The sequence below is a fragment of the Rhizobium sp. YTUHZ045 genome, from assembly GCF_051124255.1.
Taxonomy (GTDB): domain Bacteria; phylum Pseudomonadota; class Alphaproteobacteria; order Rhizobiales; family Rhizobiaceae; genus Rhizobium.
On sequence record NZ_CP101432.1, the window covers coordinates 3,998,476 to 4,013,783 of the forward strand.

The 15,308-nt window shown below is 61.0% G+C and carries 17 protein-coding genes; 13 read left to right on the forward strand and 4 right to left on the reverse strand.

The window, feature by feature from the left end; all coding sequences use genetic code 11:
* Positions 1 to 31: 31 nt before the first annotated feature.
* On the forward strand, positions 32 to 1,282 hold the full coding sequence (gene ispG, locus NMA58_RS19640) for a flavodoxin-dependent (E)-4-hydroxy-3-methylbut-2-enyl-diphosphate synthase (protein ID WP_430960048.1): 1,251 nt from the start codon (positions 32 to 34) through the stop codon (positions 1,280 to 1,282).
* Between the two features lie 16 nt (positions 1,283 to 1,298).
* Positions 1,299 to 2,360, forward strand: coding sequence for a histidinol-phosphate transaminase (hisC, locus tag NMA58_RS19645; RefSeq protein ID WP_434711655.1), 1,062 nt, complete (start codon positions 1,299 to 1,301; stop codon positions 2,358 to 2,360).
* An 8-nt stretch (positions 2,361 to 2,368) separates the two neighbouring features.
* Here hisC and NMA58_RS19650 read toward each other — a convergent pair whose 3' ends face one another.
* Positions 2,369 to 3,283, reverse strand: a complete 915-nt coding sequence (locus NMA58_RS19650) for a polyprenyl synthetase family protein (RefSeq protein ID WP_430960046.1) — start codon at positions 3,281 to 3,283, stop codon at positions 2,369 to 2,371.
* Positions 3,284 to 3,417: 134 nt separating this feature from the next.
* Here NMA58_RS19650 and mtgA point away from each other — a divergent pair, with 134 nt between their 5' ends.
* The 5 genes from mtgA to NMA58_RS19675 all read left to right on the forward strand — a co-directional run bounded on the left by mtgA (position 3,418) and on the right by NMA58_RS19675 (position 6,524).
* Complete coding sequence (gene mtgA / locus NMA58_RS19655) at positions 3,418 to 4,155, forward strand: monofunctional biosynthetic peptidoglycan transglycosylase (protein ID WP_430960045.1); 738 nt, start codon at positions 3,418 to 3,420, stop codon at positions 4,153 to 4,155.
* Positions 4,156 to 4,251: 96 nt separating this feature from the next.
* Positions 4,252 to 4,974 (forward strand): DUF1868 domain-containing protein, encoded by a 723-nt coding sequence (locus NMA58_RS19660; RefSeq protein ID WP_434711656.1) that lies wholly within the window; start codon positions 4,252 to 4,254, stop codon positions 4,972 to 4,974.
* 13 nt (positions 4,975 to 4,987) lie between these two features.
* Positions 4,988 to 5,635: a glutathione S-transferase family protein gene (locus tag NMA58_RS19665; RefSeq protein ID WP_434711657.1), complete on the forward strand. Its 648-nt coding sequence runs from the start codon at positions 4,988 to 4,990 to the stop codon at positions 5,633 to 5,635.
* Positions 5,636 to 5,791: 156 nt separating this feature from the next.
* On the forward strand, positions 5,792 to 5,977 hold the full coding sequence (gene rpmF / locus NMA58_RS19670; protein WP_085779815.1) for a 50S ribosomal protein L32: 186 nt from the start codon (positions 5,792 to 5,794) through the stop codon (positions 5,975 to 5,977).
* Positions 5,978 to 6,116: 139 nt separating this feature from the next.
* Entirely contained in the window at positions 6,117 to 6,524 is a 408-nt protein-coding gene (locus NMA58_RS19675; protein WP_183703929.1) for a hypothetical protein, read from the forward strand.
* Here NMA58_RS19675 and phaR read toward each other — a convergent pair.
* Positions 6,519 to 7,094, reverse strand: coding sequence for a polyhydroxyalkanoate synthesis repressor PhaR (phaR, locus tag NMA58_RS19680; RefSeq protein WP_085779817.1), 576 nt, complete (start codon positions 7,092 to 7,094; stop codon positions 6,519 to 6,521). The genes NMA58_RS19675 and phaR overlap by 6 nt on opposite strands.
* A gap of 237 nt (positions 7,095 to 7,331) precedes the next feature.
* On the opposite strand from phaR, the gene NMA58_RS19685 reads away from it, so the two are divergent.
* On the forward strand, positions 7,332 to 8,513 hold the full coding sequence (locus NMA58_RS19685) for an acetyl-CoA C-acetyltransferase (protein WP_434711658.1): 1,182 nt from the start codon (positions 7,332 to 7,334) through the stop codon (positions 8,511 to 8,513).
* A gap of 69 nt (positions 8,514 to 8,582) precedes the next feature.
* Positions 8,583 to 9,308 (forward strand): beta-ketoacyl-ACP reductase, encoded by a 726-nt coding sequence (locus NMA58_RS19690; RefSeq protein ID WP_434711659.1) that lies wholly within the window; start codon positions 8,583 to 8,585, stop codon positions 9,306 to 9,308.
* A gap of 413 nt (positions 9,309 to 9,721) precedes the next feature.
* Here NMA58_RS19690 and NMA58_RS19695 read toward each other — a convergent pair whose 3' ends face one another.
* Complete coding sequence (locus NMA58_RS19695) at positions 9,722 to 9,982, reverse strand: YMGG-like glycine zipper-containing protein (RefSeq protein ID WP_009991900.1); 261 nt, start codon at positions 9,980 to 9,982, stop codon at positions 9,722 to 9,724.
* Positions 9,983 to 10,008: 26 nt separating this feature from the next.
* Positions 10,009 to 10,164, reverse strand: a complete 156-nt coding sequence (locus NMA58_RS19700) for a DUF3309 family protein (protein WP_003543790.1) — start codon at positions 10,162 to 10,164, stop codon at positions 10,009 to 10,011.
* 317 nt (positions 10,165 to 10,481) lie between these two features.
* On the opposite strand from NMA58_RS19700, the gene NMA58_RS19705 reads away from it, so the two are divergent.
* The 4 genes from NMA58_RS19705 to fdxA all read left to right on the forward strand — a co-directional run bounded on the left by NMA58_RS19705 (position 10,482) and on the right by fdxA (position 15,051).
* Positions 10,482 to 10,748: a hypothetical protein gene (locus tag NMA58_RS19705; RefSeq protein ID WP_434711660.1), complete on the forward strand. Its 267-nt coding sequence runs from the start codon at positions 10,482 to 10,484 to the stop codon at positions 10,746 to 10,748.
* Positions 10,749 to 10,930: 182 nt separating this feature from the next.
* Positions 10,931 to 14,113, forward strand: coding sequence for a helicase-related protein (locus tag NMA58_RS19710; protein ID WP_434711661.1), 3,183 nt, complete (start codon positions 10,931 to 10,933; stop codon positions 14,111 to 14,113).
* A gap of 2 nt (positions 14,114 to 14,115) precedes the next feature.
* Entirely contained in the window at positions 14,116 to 14,520 is a 405-nt protein-coding gene (locus NMA58_RS19715) for an RNA-binding S4 domain-containing protein (protein ID WP_434711662.1), read from the forward strand.
* Between the two features lie 192 nt (positions 14,521 to 14,712).
* Positions 14,713 to 15,051 carry a ferredoxin FdxA gene (fdxA, locus tag NMA58_RS19720; RefSeq protein ID WP_011427210.1) on the forward strand — a complete coding sequence of 113 codons (339 nt, stop codon included), beginning with the start codon at positions 14,713 to 14,715 and terminating at the stop codon, positions 15,049 to 15,051.
* Positions 15,052 to 15,308 lie beyond the last annotated feature (257 nt).

The following is a 15,308-nucleotide window of genomic DNA, read 5'->3' on the forward strand; positions in this document are numbered from 1 at the left end:
GGCACTGTTTCTAGGGGTGCAAGAACTCTGCATGTTGTCAGCCGCCGATTTTGATCCGAAACCGCGCCGCGCTTCCGTCGCCGTCAATGTCGGCGGCGTCATTGTCGGCGGTGGTGCGCCGATTGTCGTGCAATCGATGACGAATACGGATACCGCCGATATCGATTCGACCGTTGCGCAAGTCGCAGCCCTGCACCGGGCGGGTTCGGAACTGGTGCGTATCACCGTCGACCGCGACGAGAGTGCCGCCGCCGTGCCGAAAATCCGCGAGCGGCTACTGCGGCTCGGCATGGACGTGCCGCTGATCGGCGACTTCCATTATATCGGCCACAAGCTGCTTGCCGATCATCCTGCCTGCGCCGAGGCACTGGCGAAATACCGCATCAATCCCGGCAATGTCGGCTTCAAGGACAAGAAGGACAAACAGTTCGCCGAGATCATCGAGATGGCGATCCGCTTTGACAAGCCGGTACGCATCGGCGTCAACTGGGGCTCCCTCGATCAGGACCTGTTGACTGCGCTGATGGATCAGAATGCCGAGGCCGGCTCGCCGCTTTCGGCAAGGCAGGTGACGCGCGAGGCGATCGTGCAGTCGGCGCTGCTGTCGGCCGCCCTTGCCGAGGAGATCGGCTTGCCGCGCAACCGCATCATCCTGTCGGCCAAGGTCAGCCAGGTGCAGGACCTGATCGCCGTCAATTCCATGCTCGCCGAACGTTCCGATCACGCGCTGCATCTCGGCCTCACCGAAGCCGGCATGGGCAGCAAGGGCATCGTCGCTTCGTCGGCTGCCATGGGCTTCGTGCTGCAGCACGGCATCGGTGATACGATCCGTGTCTCGCTGACGCCCGAGCCGAACGGCGACCGCACCCGCGAGGTCCAGGTGGCGCAGGAAATCCTGCAGGTCATGGGCTTCCGGCAGTTCGTGCCCGTCGTTGCCGCCTGTCCCGGCTGCGGGCGCACGACCTCGACAGTCTTCCAGGAACTGGCGCAGAACATTCAGAACGACATCCGCAAGAACATGCCGGTCTGGCGCGAGAAATATCCCGGCGTCGAGGCGCTGAACGTCGCCGTCATGGGCTGCATTGTCAACGGACCGGGCGAAAGCAAACATGCCGACATCGGCATCTCGCTTCCCGGCACCGGCGAGACGCCGGCCGCTCCCGTTTTTATCGACGGCAAGAAGGCGCTGACACTGCGCGGCCCCAATATCGCCTCCGACTTCGAGGCGCTTGTCGTCGACTATATCGAGAAGCGCTTCGGCCAGCGGACGGCTGCGGAATGAAGGCCCGCGCGTTCGAATGAGCCGGTATTGGTCTGATATTGTCAGCAAGCTTCGGCCCTATGTCGCGGGGGAGCAGCCTCGTATTCCCGGCCTGGTCAAGCTCAACACCAATGAGAATCCCTACGGACCGTCCCCAAAGGCGATCGAGGCGATCAGGCAAGCGACGGACGACCATCTGCGGCTCTACCCCGATCCCGCCGCCACCGAGTTGCGCGAGGCGATCGCTGCCCGTTTCGGGCTGACGAGCGAACAAGTGTTCGTCGGCAACGGCTCCGACGAGGTTCTCGCCCATACGTTCCAGGCGCTGCTGAACCACGATCTGCCGCTTCTCTATCCCGATGTGACTTACAGCTTCTATCCGACCTATAGCCTGCTATATGGCATCGAGACTATCGAGATACCGCTCGACGATCAGTTCCGGATCCGGCTGTCGGATTACGCCAGACCTTGCGGCGCCATCATCATCCCCAATCCGAATGCTCCGACGGGTATAGGCTTGCCGCGGACCGGGATCGAGACGCTTCTTGCTGCTCATCCGGATGCGTTAGTCGTGATCGACGAGGCCTATGTCGATTTCGGCGGCGAAAGCGCAGTGCCGCTCATTTCTCGCTATCCGAACCTTTTGGTCATCCAGACCTTGTCGAAATCTCGTTCGTTCGCAGGTCTGCGCGTTGGCTTCGCACTGGGGCACCGGGACCTGATCGAGGCGCTGGTGCGCGTCAAGGACAGCTTCAATTCCTATCCGCTCGATCGCCTGGCACAGGTCGGGGCGACGGCGGCGATCAGAGACGAGGCTTGGTTCGAGACATGCCGGCGGAAAATCATCGCCAGCCGGGAAAACCTCGTCCGGGAGCTTGAGGCGCTGGATTTCGAGGTGCTGCCGTCGCAGGCGAATTTCATATTTGCGAGGCACGCAGGCCGACCGGGCGCTGCACTTCTGACTGAGCTGCGGGAGCGTGGCGTGCTCGTCCGGCGTTTCGCCGAGCCGCGCATTGCGGAATTCCTGCGCATCAGCATCGGCACCGACGAGGAATGCGCCCGCCTGGTTTCCGCCCTCAAGGAGATATTGGCGGCCTGACCTTCGCCTCAGCTCTTGCGGTCGGCGATGAAATGCGCAGCGGCGGTGAGGGTGGAGGCGCGCCCCCCGTAGGGGGCGAGCAGATCCTCGGCCTCGCGCACATGCCGGCGGAGCTCGGTCTCGGCCCATTCCACGCCGTGAAGCGCCACCAGCGTTCCCTTGCCGCGGGCCGCATCCTTGCCGGTCGCCTTGCCCATGGTCTCAGCATCCGAGGTCAGGTCGAGGATGTCGTCGGCGAGTTGGAAGGCGAGGCCGATCTTTTCGCCAAAGGCACGCAGGCGGCGGCGATCTTCGGGCGGGCTTGCCGCGATAATGGCGCCCGCCTCGCAGGCGAAGCGGATCAGCGCGCCTGTTTTCATCGCCTGCAGACGGATGATGCCGGCTTCGTCGGGCGCCTGCTTTTCCGCCGCCAGATCGAGGGCCTGGCCGCCGGCCATGCCGCCGAGACCTGCTGCGCGGGCGAGCGCCAGCACCAACGCCGCTTTGCTCGTATCGGGAAGGGCGGTTTCCGGCGCGGCAACGATGTCGAAAGCATAGGTCAGCAGGCTGTCGCCGGCGAGGATTGCGGTGGCTTCATCGAACTTGATGTGCACTGTCGGTTTGCCGCGGCGCAGGTCGTCATCGTCCATGGCCGGCAGGTCGTCATGCACGAGAGAATAGCAGTGCACGCATTCGAGTGCGGCGCCGACCCGAAGGGCCGCCTGTACATCGCCGCCGAGAAGGGCCGTACTTTCGGCCACAAGGAATGGGCGCAATCGCTTGCCCCCATTCAGCACGGCATAATGCATGGCGCTGCGCAGGGTGTCAGGCCTGACGATTTCATCGGAAAGAGGGCTCGGCGAAAGCAATGTATCGAGCAGCGCCTCGATTTCGCGGGCGTTGTTGCTAAGCCTCGTCTCGAAAGTGTTCCGGTTCGCGTCCATGGGCGCTGTTTGGCATGGGGCATCGGGGCTTGCAACGGAATTGTCGATGACTGCCGCAAGATTTCCCTTGTCCTCTGGCATAAGCGGCTCACAGGCGTTATGAGAACGAAAGGGAGAGAAATGGGCTGGGGACATTGGACATAGCGACGGAGAGAGAGGATATCGCCGACATGCCGGCCCGTCGGCGATTGTTCGAAGATCGGCCTGTGCTGAGACGCGTCGGTCTTGCCGTTCTGGCCGTGCTGATCCTTCCTTACGCACTGATCTTCCTCTACCTGCTGCCCTTCATCCATCCCGTCTCGACGCTGATGCTGCGCGATTTGGTGCTGCTGCGCGGCTATGACCGCAGATGGGTGTCGCTGGATGAGATCTCTCCGGTCCTGGTGCAATCGGTGATGATGTCGGAAGACGGTCAATATTGCTTCCACGGCGGCGTCGACTGGGCAGAGATGCGGATGCTGGTCGAGGACACGCTGAAAGGTCAGGCGACACGCGGCGGCAGCACAATCCCGATGCAGACGGCCAAGAACCTCTTCCTCTGGAACAGCCGCTCCTTCGTGCGCAAGGCGATGGAGCTTCCCCTCGCCGTCACCACGGATTTCGTCCTGTCGAAACGGCGGCTGATGGAAATCTATCTCAATATCGCCGAATGGGGCCCCGGCATTTACGGCATCGAGGCCGCCGCCCAGCATCATTTCAAGGTGCCGGCCTCGAAGCTGACGCGACGCCAGGCATCGCTGCTCGCCGTTTCGCTGCCCAACCCGATCGACCGCAATGCCGGGAAGCCCGGACGAGGCCTTCGCCGGCTTGCCGGCGTCATCGAGAGGCGTGCGCAGGGCTCAGGCGATTACATCAAGTGCATCTATGAATAAGATCACAACTTGTCATTAGAAGCGGTGGGCGTCATCTGCCATTCTTGGTTCTGCCATATGGGCGAATGCAGTTCAATCAGAGCCCCCGAGTCGCCCATGACCGCCCCGACCTTTTCTCCCGAACTTCTTCTTTACTCGAAGACGCACAATCAAAACCCACCTGCCCATCTCGGCAGCCGCTATCGCAGGATCGGCGGTTTCCTGCCCGAAGCCGGCAACACCATCGTCTGTCATCCCGAGAAAGGTTCAACGACGCTCACGGCACTGATCGAGGCGCGTGAAAAATATCTGGCGATGCCCGAGGCGTCGCAATTTCTCTTCACGCCGATCTCGAGCCTTCACATGACGCTTTTCGAAGGCGTCATTGAGACCAGGCGCCGGCAGGACTGCTGGCCTGCAGACCTCCCTCTCGACACGCCGATCGACGACATGACCGCGCTGCTGGCCGCGCGTCTCGACAGTTTTTCGATGGCCGAGCCCTTCAATGTCGCGGTCATCGGTGCTCGTCCCTCGGGTCTTCTTGTCGATGGGGTGACGGAGAAGGACCGCAGGATCATGCGCGCCTGGCGCGACGCCTTTGCCGATCTTCTCGGCTATCGGCAGCCGAACCATGCGGACTACAAGTTCCACGTCACTTTCGCCTATCCTATCGACTGGCTGGAGGACGAAGCCCTGCCGCGCTGGCAGGCGATGCTCGACGACGTGGTCGAGGACGTCAGCCGCAATGTCCCCGTTTTCGAGCTGACGCCACCGGCATTCTGCGTGTACGAGGACATGAACCATTTTCACGAACTGCTGATCTTCGATTTCGATGCCTGAACGGGAGTGGCCTATGGACAGACCGACGCTCTACATCGCCAACAAGAATTATTCTTCCTGGTCGTTCCGGCCTTGGATGGCGCTGACGAGCGCCGGCGTCGATTTCGAAGAAATCCTGATCCCTTTCGATGATGCGGGCGGCAATCCCAAGATCAAGGCGATATCGCCGAGTGGCCGGGTGCCGGTCCTGCAGCATGGCGCGTTGAAAATCTGGGAGTCGCTGGCGATTATCGAATATTCCGCCGAGCTTTATCCGGACGCCGGCCTTTGGCCGCGCGCCCGTGCCGAACGGGCGCTCGCCCGTTCTGTTTCGATGGAAATGCTGTCCGGCTTCCGAGCCCTGCGCAATGCCTGCCCGATGAATATTCGCCGGCCGAAGGGGACGATCGCATTGCCTGACGGCGTCGACGCCGATGTCAGCCGTATCGAGACGATCTGGCGAGACCTTCTGCAGAAATCCGGCGGACCGCTTCTCTTTGGTGCGTTCAGCGGCGCGGATGCGATGTTTGCGCCTGTGGTCAACCGGTTCGACATCTATGAACTCGTCAGCCGGGAGGATACCTTCGCCTATATGGAGACGATGAAGGCGCATCCTGCCTGGCGCAAATGGGAAGAGGCTGCCCGGGCCGAGCCTTGGATCGTGGCGGAAGACGAGGTCTGAGGCTCGAATCATCGGCCTCGCAAAAAATACGCATGGGGACTGGTCAAGGCCGCCCCTTGCATGTATAAGCGCGCAAAATTTCCGAAATCGCGACATGTCCGTTTCGGCCGCCAGTCTGGCCGTGGGAATGTTTTGCCCGCAAGTGGAGTAAGAAAAATGGCTGTACCGAAGAGAAAAACGAGCCCGTCCAAGCGCGGCATGCGCCGTTCGGCTGATGCGCTGAAAGCTCCGACCTACGTCGAAGACAAGAATTCCGGCGAACTGCGCCGCCCGCATCATATCGACCTGAAGACCGGCATGTATCGCGGCCGACAGGTTCTGACGCCGAAGGAAGGCGCGTAATTTCCGACCGGCTCGTCCGATCGCAAGTTTCAAGGCCGGCCTCATGCCGGCCTTTTGCATTTCGGCAAGATAATATTGCAACGACTTGCAGTAGGACAGCGGTTTGCGGCAGTATTCTTGCTGCGCAAGGAGATTGCCGATGGTAGCCGCAATGCCGCTGATGATTATTCCGTTTATTCTTTACAATCTGGCGATGCTCGGCCTGATGGGCGGCGGCGGCATCGCCGCCTTGGAGCATGACATCATTGTGCTGTCGATGCTCTCGGGCGCGATCTGGAGCATGGCCCTCGGCGATCTCTTCATTGTCGTTGCCCTCGTCGTGTTGTTCTTCGAAATCCTGAAAGCAACGCGAACCGGGCCTGGCAACCTGCTCAATCACATATTGTCGATGCTGGTCTTCATCGCCTTCCTGGTCGAGTTTCTGCTCGTCCAGGACGCTGCGACGCAGGTGTTCTTCATTTTGATGACGATCGCTCTGATTGATGTGATCGGCGGTTTTGCCGTTTCGATCCGAAGCGCCGGGCGGGATGTCTCAATCGGCCTATAGGTTGTCGAGCTTATTCTGGAGAGCTCGGAGCTGCTCCTTCAACTCGTCGATGTCCTTGGCCTCGGCCTTGCGGCTTTCCTTGGCCGCTGGCGGCGCCATGAATGGCGAAAACATCTGCATTGCCTGCTGAAACAGCTCGGTATTGCGGCGAACCTGGTCCTCGACCATCTGCATCGGCAATTGCAGGTTCTTGCCGAGCGGCGTCTCGCCAAAGGCGCGGTTTACCTGTTCGCGCATCTGGGCCTGCTGTTCGCTGAAGGCGCGCATCGAATGTTCGAGGAAGCTCGGCACGACCATCTGCATCTGGTCACCGTAATAGGTGATGAGCTGGCGCAGGAAGGAGATCGGAAGCAGCGTGTTGCCGGTTTTCGATTCCTGCTCGAAGATGATCTGCGTCAGCACTGAATGAGTGATGTCGTCCCCGCTTTTTGCGTCCTGGACGGTAAAGTCTTCGCCCTTCTTCACCATCTCCGCCAGATCTTCCAGCGTCACATAGGTGCTGGTGCCTGTATTGTACAGGCGGCGATTGGCGTATTTCTTGATGACAATCTGACCCTCATTCTTCGCCATATCAGTCTCCTGAACCCCCGTCTGATTTTGGATGTTCCTCCACTTCAGACTGTAAACGCAAAAGAAGGCCGGTGACAATCTCTTTGTGCGTTGCGGCAAACCTTTAGGAGATCAAACGAATCGGCCTTGACGGCTGCCGCCGAAAAATGGCGGCGGTCGGTCTTCCCGTTTGACTTGTGCTCAAAGCTTTGCCAGTTTCCCCTTATGTAAGTAAGACGAAAAACGAGGAGCCACCCCATGAGCAATTCATCCATCGTCATCGCCAGCGCAGGTCGGACAGCAGTCGGCTCGTTCAACGGCGCTTTTGCAACGGTCCCCGCGCATGAACTCGGCGCGGCCGTCATCAAGGGCGCGCTCGCGCGTGCCGGCGTCGATGCCGGCGAGGTGGATGAGGTGATCCTCGGCCAGGTGCTGGCCGCGGGCGAAGGCCAGAACCCGGCCCGTCAGGCAGCGATCAAGGCCGGCCTTCCGAAGGAAACGACGGCCTGGGGCGTCAACCAGCTCTGCGGCTCAGGCCTGCGCGCAGTCGCGCTGGGCATGCAGCAGATTGCCACCGGCGATGCGAGGATCATCGTTGCCGGCGGCCAGGAATCCATGTCGATGGCGCCGCATGCCGCGCATTTGCGCGGCGGTGTGAAGATGGGCGACATGAAGATGGTCGACACGATGATCAAGGACGGCCTGACCGATGCCTTCCACGGCTACCATATGGGCATCACCGCCGAGAATATTGCGCGGCAGTGGCAGCTGTCGCGCGACGAGCAGGATCAGTTCGCCGTCGCCTCGCAGAACAAGGCTGAAGCCGCGCAGAAGGCTGGCCGTTTTGCCGATGAGATCATCCCCTACCTCGTCCAGACGCGTAAGGGCGACGTGACCGTCGATTCCGACGAATATATCCGCCACGGCGCGACGATCGAGGCGATGGGCAAGCTGCGCCCGGCCTTCGACAAGGATGGCACGGTCACCGCCGCCAATGCCTCCGGCCTCAACGACGGCGCTGCCGCCGCCGTGCTGATGAGCGAGGCAGAAGCGGCCCGGCGCGGCATTCAGCCGCTTGCCCGCATCGTTTCTTGGGCAACGGCGGGCGTCGATCCGTCGATCATGGGCACCGGCCCGATCCCGGCGTCGCGCAAGGCGCTGGAAAAAGCCGGCTGGTCTGTGAACGATCTCGATCTCGTCGAGGCCAACGAGGCCTTCGCGGCTCAGGCTTGCGCCGTCAGCAAGGATCTCGGCTGGGATCCGTCGATCGTCAACGTCAATGGCGGCGCGATTGCGATCGGCCATCCGATCGGCGCCTCCGGCGCGCGCATTCTCAACACCCTGCTGTTCGAGATGAAGCGCCGCGGCGCGAAGAAGGGCCTCGCCACGCTTTGCATCGGCGGCGGCATGGGCGTCGCCATGTGCTTTGAAGCACTTTAAATAGCATACGATCCGTCATTGATTGAAATGCCGCCGCGAGCGGGCGAAAACACAGAGGGGGAGCGGAACATGAGCAGAGTGGCTCTGGTCACCGGAGGTACACGCGGCATCGGCGCAGCGATATCCATGGCGCTGAAAAATGCCGGCTACAGGGTTGCGGCCACTTATGCCGGTAATGACGAGAAGGCTCATGCCTTCCACGACGTCACCGGCGTTGCGGTATTCAAATGGGATGTTTCGGACTACGCTGCCTGCGTTGAAGGGATCACCAAGGTCGAACGAGAGATCGGACCGGTCGAAATCCTCGTCAACAATGCCGGCATCACCCGCGACGCAATGTTCCACAAGATGACGCCGCAGCAGTGGCACGAGGTGATCAACACCAACCTGACCGGCCTGTTCAACATGACGCATCAGGTCTGGAGCGGCATGCGCGACCGCAGCTTCGGCCGCATCGTCAATATCTCGTCGATCAACGGCCAGAAGGGCCAGATGGGCCAGGCAAACTATTCGGCGGCCAAGGCGGGCGATCTCGGCTTTACCAAGGCGCTTGCCCAGGAAGGGGCGGCGAAAAACATCACCGTCAATGCCATCTGCCCCGGTTATATCGGAACGGAAATGGTGCTTGCCGTGCCGGAGAAAGTGCTGAATGAACGCATCATTCCGCAGATTCCCGTCGGCCGCCTCGGCGAGCCCGAAGAAATCGCGCGTTGCGTCACCTTCCTCGTCTCCGACGATGCCGGCTTCATCACCGGTTCGACGCTCACAGCCAATGGCGGGCAGTTCTTCGTTTAAGACAGGACGAACGTTTGTTGATAAGCAAAGGCGCGTTGCAGGACGCGCCTTTGCTTTTTTCGGGAGGTCAGAAGCGGTTGCCGGTGTTCCGGTCTCGCTGAACCCGAATCTTGACAGGCATTCGTTGCCGCGAGCGATCTCCTCTCCGAAGAGCTGAGACCGCGGATGTCAGAAAAGCCGCGGCGAGGAGAATGGCGACGGTGGAATTCAGGACAATCTGGTCCATGCAAATATTCCTTTCAGGGCCTCGGGCCATGGTGCCTGCCCTGCGCTCACGAAGGAAATATGCGCCAAGCTAGTGAGCGCCGGTAGATTTGACTTTCACGACCGATCGTCAACGTCACATTGACGAACGTGGCGGCAAAGAAAACGGGCGCCGAAGCGCCCGTTGGGAGTCCGATATGACTTGTCGGTCAGTAGCGGCAACGAGCCTCGTAGCGGCGGCCATAGCGGTCGCGATAGATGCAGTAGCCGCGGCGTTCGACCGACTGGCCGATGAGAGCGCCGGTCAGGCCGCCGGCAACGGCGCCGACTGCGGCACCACCCCAGCTGTTGGTGACGGCACCACCGATGACCGCACCGGTGCCGGCGCCGATCGCCGTGCCCTGCTCGGTCGCCGTGCAGGATGCGAGAGCGCCCACGAGCGCGCCGATAAGAACAATCTTCTTCATCATGTCGTAACTCCCCAGGTTGTCGGGCTTTAGATGCGGCCCATTAGTACAAGGATAATGATAATGACGAGAACTAGCCCCAAACCGCCGGAAGGTCCATAGCCCCAGCCACGGCTATAACCCCAGTTTGGCAGAGCTCCGATCAAGAGCAGAATGAGGATAACGAGAAGTATCGTGCCAAGCATGGTGTTTTTCCTTCATTTCATCCGCAATCTGGATGGGCAAGAAACACGCATTGGCGATTTTTGTTCCCGGTTGGGCGCGCGAATTAGCACCCAAGGCGATTCATGGTTTGTGATCCGTCACCCCTCATAAAACGCCCGTATGGTTAAAAAAGCATTTAAATACAATATGTTGCGGTGAACAAAGCAGGAAGGTCTCGATGTCTACGATTCGTCGGTGATTCGTTCCGTTTTTGATCGGCCCCAATGGGTTTGCTCGCCGGAAGATTAACACCGACGTGACGAGACCTCGCCGCCTGCCCCGCATCTAGCGGCAGAACATGACGACGCCACCAGATATGGCCGTGAACGAAGGGGAAAGCCGAGCAGTCGGCGATTCGTCGCTGATTCGTTCCGGATTTGATCGGGATGTTAATTTCGGCGGATTTTCACTTGGCAAAAGGCGCACGCCAGACCTCGGGCAGGGTCACAAAATACAAACAGGAGAGAGTCCCGCGATTCAGCATTTGGTAGGAAAAAGTGATTCAAAATCAATACTTAGCCGTGAACAAAAGCTGAATCAGCAGGAGTCAGCGATTCGTCTCTGATTCGTTCTCCCGCTGTTCCGAATCGGAAATACGCACCCTCGAGACGACTCGCAGAGGTCGCAACCCCCGACGCATTTTGAAATCTGCCCTTGCGTTTGCGGCGGTAGCTGTCCATGTGTTCTGTGCCTCCATCGAGATGGCAAAACTTTTCCCGGGGCGCGCCTGCCTCACTTGCATGGACGATGACTCTGACTTCGCAGCCGATGATTCTGAGCGGGCGCGGTGTGACCGCGGTGCTTGGACCAACCAATACCGGCAAGACCCATTATGCCATCGAGCGCATGGTCGCACACGGGACCGGCGTGATCGGCCTGCCGCTCAGGCTCCTGGCCCGCGAGGTCTATACGCGAGTGGTGGAGAAGGTCGGCCTACAGAACGTGGCGCTGGTCACCGGCGAAGAAAAGATTTCGCCGCCCAATGCCCGTTTTTCCGTCTGCACTGTCGAGGCGATGCCGCGGGAGACCAAAGCCGCCTTTGTCGCGATCGACGAGGTGCAGCTCGCCGGCGATCTCGAGCGCGGCCATATCTTTACCGACCGTATTCTGCATCTTCGCGGCCGCGATGAAACGCTGCTGCTAGGTGCCGGGACGATGCGGCCGATCCTGCAGCACATCTTGCCCGGCATTACCATCATCGAGCGGCCGCGGCTTTCGCATCTCCTTTACGCCGGGCAGAAGAAAATCACCCGGCTGCCGCAGCGTTCCGCCATCGTCGCCTTTTCGGCCGACGAGGTTTATGCCATCGCCGAGCTCATCCGCCGGCAGCGCGGCGGCGCGGCGGTCGTGCTGGGGGCGCTGAGCCCGCGCACCCGCAATGCGCAGGTCGCGCTCTATCAGGCGGGCGACGTCGAATATCTGGTGGCGACCGATGCGATCGGCATGGGCCTCAACCTCGACGTCGATCACGTCGCCTTCGCCCAGGACCGGAAATTCGACGGCTATCAGTTCCGCAACCTCAATCCGGCCGAACTCGGCCAGATCGCCGGCCGCGCCGGGCGGCACGTGCGGGACGGCACCTTCGGCGTCACCGGACAGGTCTCCCCCTTCGACGAGGAACTGGTGCAGCGCATCGAGGGACATGAATTCGACAACGTCAAGGTTCTGCAGTGGCGCACGACGGAGATGGACTTCTCCTCGATTCAGTCGCTCCGCGCCAGCCTGGAGGCCGGGCCGCGCGTGCCCGGGCTGACGCGGGCGCTGCCGGCGGTCGACCAGCAGGCGCTCGAGCAGCTTTCGCGCTATCCTGAGGTAATGGACCTCGCCGACAGGCCGGCCCGCGTCGAAAAACTCTGGGAGGCTTGCGCCCTGCCCGACTACCGGCGTATCACTCCGGCCCAACATGCCGATCTTATTTCGACCCTCTTTTCCGATCTCGTGCGCTATGGCACGGTGAACGAGCAGTTTCTCGCGGAGCAGGTTCATCGCTCGGATCGAACTGATGGGGAAATTGACACGCTTTCGGCGCGAATCGCGCAGATAAGGACCTGGACCTACGTTTCGAATCGGCCCGGCTGGCTTGCCGATCCGACACATTGGCAGGAAAAGACGCGGGAAATCGAAGATCGATTGTCCGATGCGTTACATGAAAGGTTGACGAAACGCTTTGTTGATCGCAGGACATCTGTGCTCATGAAGCGCCTGAGAGAGAATGCGATGCTGGAAGCTGAAATCAGTGTGAATGGCGATGTCTTCGTTGAAGGACATCATGTAGGGCAGTTGAGCGGATTCCGTTTCACCCCGGTGGCGGGAGCGGATGGACCGGATGCCAAGGCGGTTCAGGCTGCGTCGCAGAAGGCGCTCGCGCTCGAGTTCGAGGCCCGTGCGGCCCGGCTGCATGCCGCGGGCAATAGCGATCTGGCGATCGGTTCGGATGGATTGATCCGTTGGCTCGGCGATCCGGTGGCGCGGCTTTCCGGCAGCGATCACATCATGCGGCCGCGCGTGATCCTGCTCGCCGACGAGCAGTTGACGGGCAATGCCCGCGATCACGTCGCCGCCCGAATCGAGCGCTTCGTCAACCATCACATCAGCACAGTGCTGAAGCCGCTGGACGATCTGTCGCGCGCCGAAGACCTGCAGGGTCTTGCCAAGGGACTTGCCTTCCAGCTGGTCGAAAATCTCGGCGTGCTCTTCCGTCGCGACGTCACCGAAGAAGTGAAGTCGCTGGATCAGGAGGCTCGCGCCTCCATGCGCCGCTACGGCGTGCGTTTCGGGGCCTATCATATCTTCGTTCCGGCCCTGCTAAAGCCGGCGCCTGCCGAACTGATCACGCTGCTCTGGGCGTTGAAGAACGACGGTTTGGACAAGCCGGGCTACGGCGATCTCATCCCCGTGCTTGCCGCCGGCCGCACCTCGGTCGTCACCGATCCGAGCTTCGAGCGGATGTTCTACAAGCTCGCCGGTTTCCGTTTCCTCGGCAAGCGCGCCGTGCGCATCGACATTCTGGAGCGGCTTGCCGATATCATCCGTCCGCTGCTGCAATGGAAGCCCGGTCAGAACAATCGTCCGGAAGGCGCCTATGACGGTCGCCGTTTCACGACGACGACGGCGATGCTGTCGATTCTCGGGGCGACGCTCGAGGACATGGAAGAGATCCTCAAGGGCCTCGGCTATCGCGCCGATGCCGTGAAGGCGGAAGAGGCGTCGGCCCATCTTGCGGCGCAGGACGCAGCTTCAGCCCCTGCCGCCTCCGCGGAAATGTCCGGGGAAGAAGCGGCGGAAAAAGCCGATCACGACGATGCCGACGCGGCGACGGAAGAGGCTGCTTCCGAGCCACCAGCAGCCGAGGCGGCGTCGACGGCAGCCGAGACCCCCGCGCCAGAAGCGACCGACAACGACGCTGCGGCCGAAGTGACCGAGACAGCCGCGTCGGCAGAGACTGCCGCTTCCGGGGAAGCTGGCGAGCCGGCGGAACCAAAGCCGGTTCTTTTGTGGCGTCTCGGCGGTCGCAATGACAATCACCGCCAGGCACGCGGCGGCCATGGCGAACGCAGGGGCGGCCAGAACCAGGAGCGCGGCGAGCGCAATCGTCGTCCGAACGGCGGTGAAGGCGGCGAGGGCAATCGCAGCGGCGACGGGCGCGACAACCGTCACGGCCGCGGCAAGGACGGTGGCGGCCGCGACGGCGGCAGGCCGCAGCAGGCAAGGGGCGAGCGCAAGGACCAGCCGCGCGGTGATCGTCAGGACCGTGGCGATCGGAAGGACCGCGGCGAGCGTAACGATCGCAATGACCGTAACGACCGGAACAACAATCGCGGCGCCCAGCCGCTGCGCTTCGAGGCCAAGCCGCCGCGCAAGGAGAAGCCGATCGATCCGGATTCGCCCTTCGCCAAGCTCGCAGCCCTCAAGGAACAGATGAAGAAGTAGTCATGGGCGGGGAGACACAGCCGGTAAGCGGTTCGCGCCAGCGCATCGACAAGTGGCTGTTCTTCACGCGCGTGGTGAAGTCGCGCTCGCTGGCCCAGAGCCACGTCCAGTCAGGGCATGTGCGCATCAATGGCGAGCGCTGCAGTCACCCGAGCCAGACGGTCAAGCCGGGCGACCGCGTCGAACTGACGCTGGAGCGGCGCGACGTCATTCTCATCGTGCGTCTCGCCGGGGAACGGCGGGGTCCCTATGAAGAGGCTCGCCTGCTCTATGATGACAAATCCCTGCCGCCGGATGAGACAAAACGTCTCACGCCGTTTGAGCAAGCGACCCGTGCGACCGGTACCGGCCGTCCGACCAAAAAGGAAAGACGTGCAATCGACAGGTTGATGTCGGACGAGGATTAGAAAACTCTGTCTGTGGTGGCGGCTTTTGCAGATCGTTTATCCTTGAAATCCGCCGCTAAAGCCGATAGGTCACTGAAAACCTGCCGGAAGCGTGCTTGCCTGCCAAGCCTGTCCACGCTTTTCGCCCGGCACGGGGATAGGCGCGACGTTCCAGGTTGCCCGGTCCCACCGCATGAAATCCTGGAGTTCTTCATGACCTATGTCGTGACCGACAATTGCATCAAGTGCAAATACACCGATTGCGTGGAAGTCTGCCCTGTCGACTGCTTTTATGAAGGCGAGAATTTTCTCGTCATCCACCCCGACGAATGCATCGATTGCGGCGTCTGCGAACCGGAATGTCCCGCCGAGGCGATCAAGCCGGATACCGAGCCGGGCCTCGACAAGTGGCTGAAGATCAATACTGAGTATGCCAGCATCTGGCCGAATATCACGGTTAAGAAGGACCCGTTGCCGGAGGCCAAGGAAATGGACGGCCAGACGGGAAAATTCGAGAAATACTTCTCCGAAAAACCCGGTTCCGGCGACTAAGACCCTGCGCGATTCGGCCGCTGCATTTGAGCGGCCATGTGGTGAAACGTTTTAAATCCTGCGTCTGGCATATGGGTGATCTGTGTTGCTCGCATGACTCAGGCGAAGCAAATTATTGATTTCCTCATATTTTTGTGATAGGTTCCCTGCACTGTTCCATTTGTGGCATGACGCATGCCCAAAACCATCACGAAAGCAAAACCAATCCGTCCCACGGTTTCCGTGATATATCAACGCCTTGAGCGTCGCATCCCAAG

Bases quoted from the DNA above. Each gene is read 5' to 3' on its own strand.
- ispG (WP_430960048.1), top strand. From the start codon at position 32: ATGTTGTCAGCCGCCGATTTTGATCCGAAACCGCGCCGCGCTTCCGTC.
- hisC (WP_434711655.1), top strand. From the start codon at position 1,299: ATGAGCCGGTATTGGTCTGATATTGTCAGCAAGCTTCGGCCCTATGTC.
- NMA58_RS19650 (WP_430960046.1), bottom strand. From the start codon at position 3,283: ATGGACGCGAACCGGAACACTTTCGAGACGAGGCTTAGCAACAACGCC.
- NMA58_RS19660 (WP_434711656.1), top strand. From the start codon at position 4,252: ATGACCGCCCCGACCTTTTCTCCCGAACTTCTTCTTTACTCGAAGACG.
- NMA58_RS19665 (WP_434711657.1), top strand. From the start codon at position 4,988: ATGGACAGACCGACGCTCTACATCGCCAACAAGAATTATTCTTCCTGG.
- rpmF (WP_085779815.1), top strand. From the start codon at position 5,792: ATGGCTGTACCGAAGAGAAAAACGAGCCCGTCCAAGCGCGGCATGCGC.
- NMA58_RS19675 (WP_183703929.1), top strand. From the start codon at position 6,117: ATGGTAGCCGCAATGCCGCTGATGATTATTCCGTTTATTCTTTACAAT.
- phaR (WP_085779817.1), bottom strand. From the start codon at position 7,094: ATGGCGAAGAATGAGGGTCAGATTGTCATCAAGAAATACGCCAATCGC.
- NMA58_RS19685 (WP_434711658.1), top strand. From the start codon at position 7,332: ATGAGCAATTCATCCATCGTCATCGCCAGCGCAGGTCGGACAGCAGTC.
- NMA58_RS19690 (WP_434711659.1), top strand. From the start codon at position 8,583: ATGAGCAGAGTGGCTCTGGTCACCGGAGGTACACGCGGCATCGGCGCA.
- NMA58_RS19695 (WP_009991900.1), bottom strand. From the start codon at position 9,982: ATGATGAAGAAGATTGTTCTTATCGGCGCGCTCGTGGGCGCTCTCGCA.
- NMA58_RS19700 (WP_003543790.1), bottom strand. From the start codon at position 10,164: ATGCTTGGCACGATACTTCTCGTTATCCTCATTCTGCTCTTGATCGGA.
- NMA58_RS19705 (WP_434711660.1), top strand. From the start codon at position 10,482: ATGACGACGCCACCAGATATGGCCGTGAACGAAGGGGAAAGCCGAGCA.
- NMA58_RS19710 (WP_434711661.1), top strand. From the start codon at position 10,931: ATGACTCTGACTTCGCAGCCGATGATTCTGAGCGGGCGCGGTGTGACC.
- NMA58_RS19715 (WP_434711662.1), top strand. From the start codon at position 14,116: ATGGGCGGGGAGACACAGCCGGTAAGCGGTTCGCGCCAGCGCATCGAC.
- fdxA (WP_011427210.1), top strand. From the start codon at position 14,713: ATGACCTATGTCGTGACCGACAATTGCATCAAGTGCAAATACACCGAT.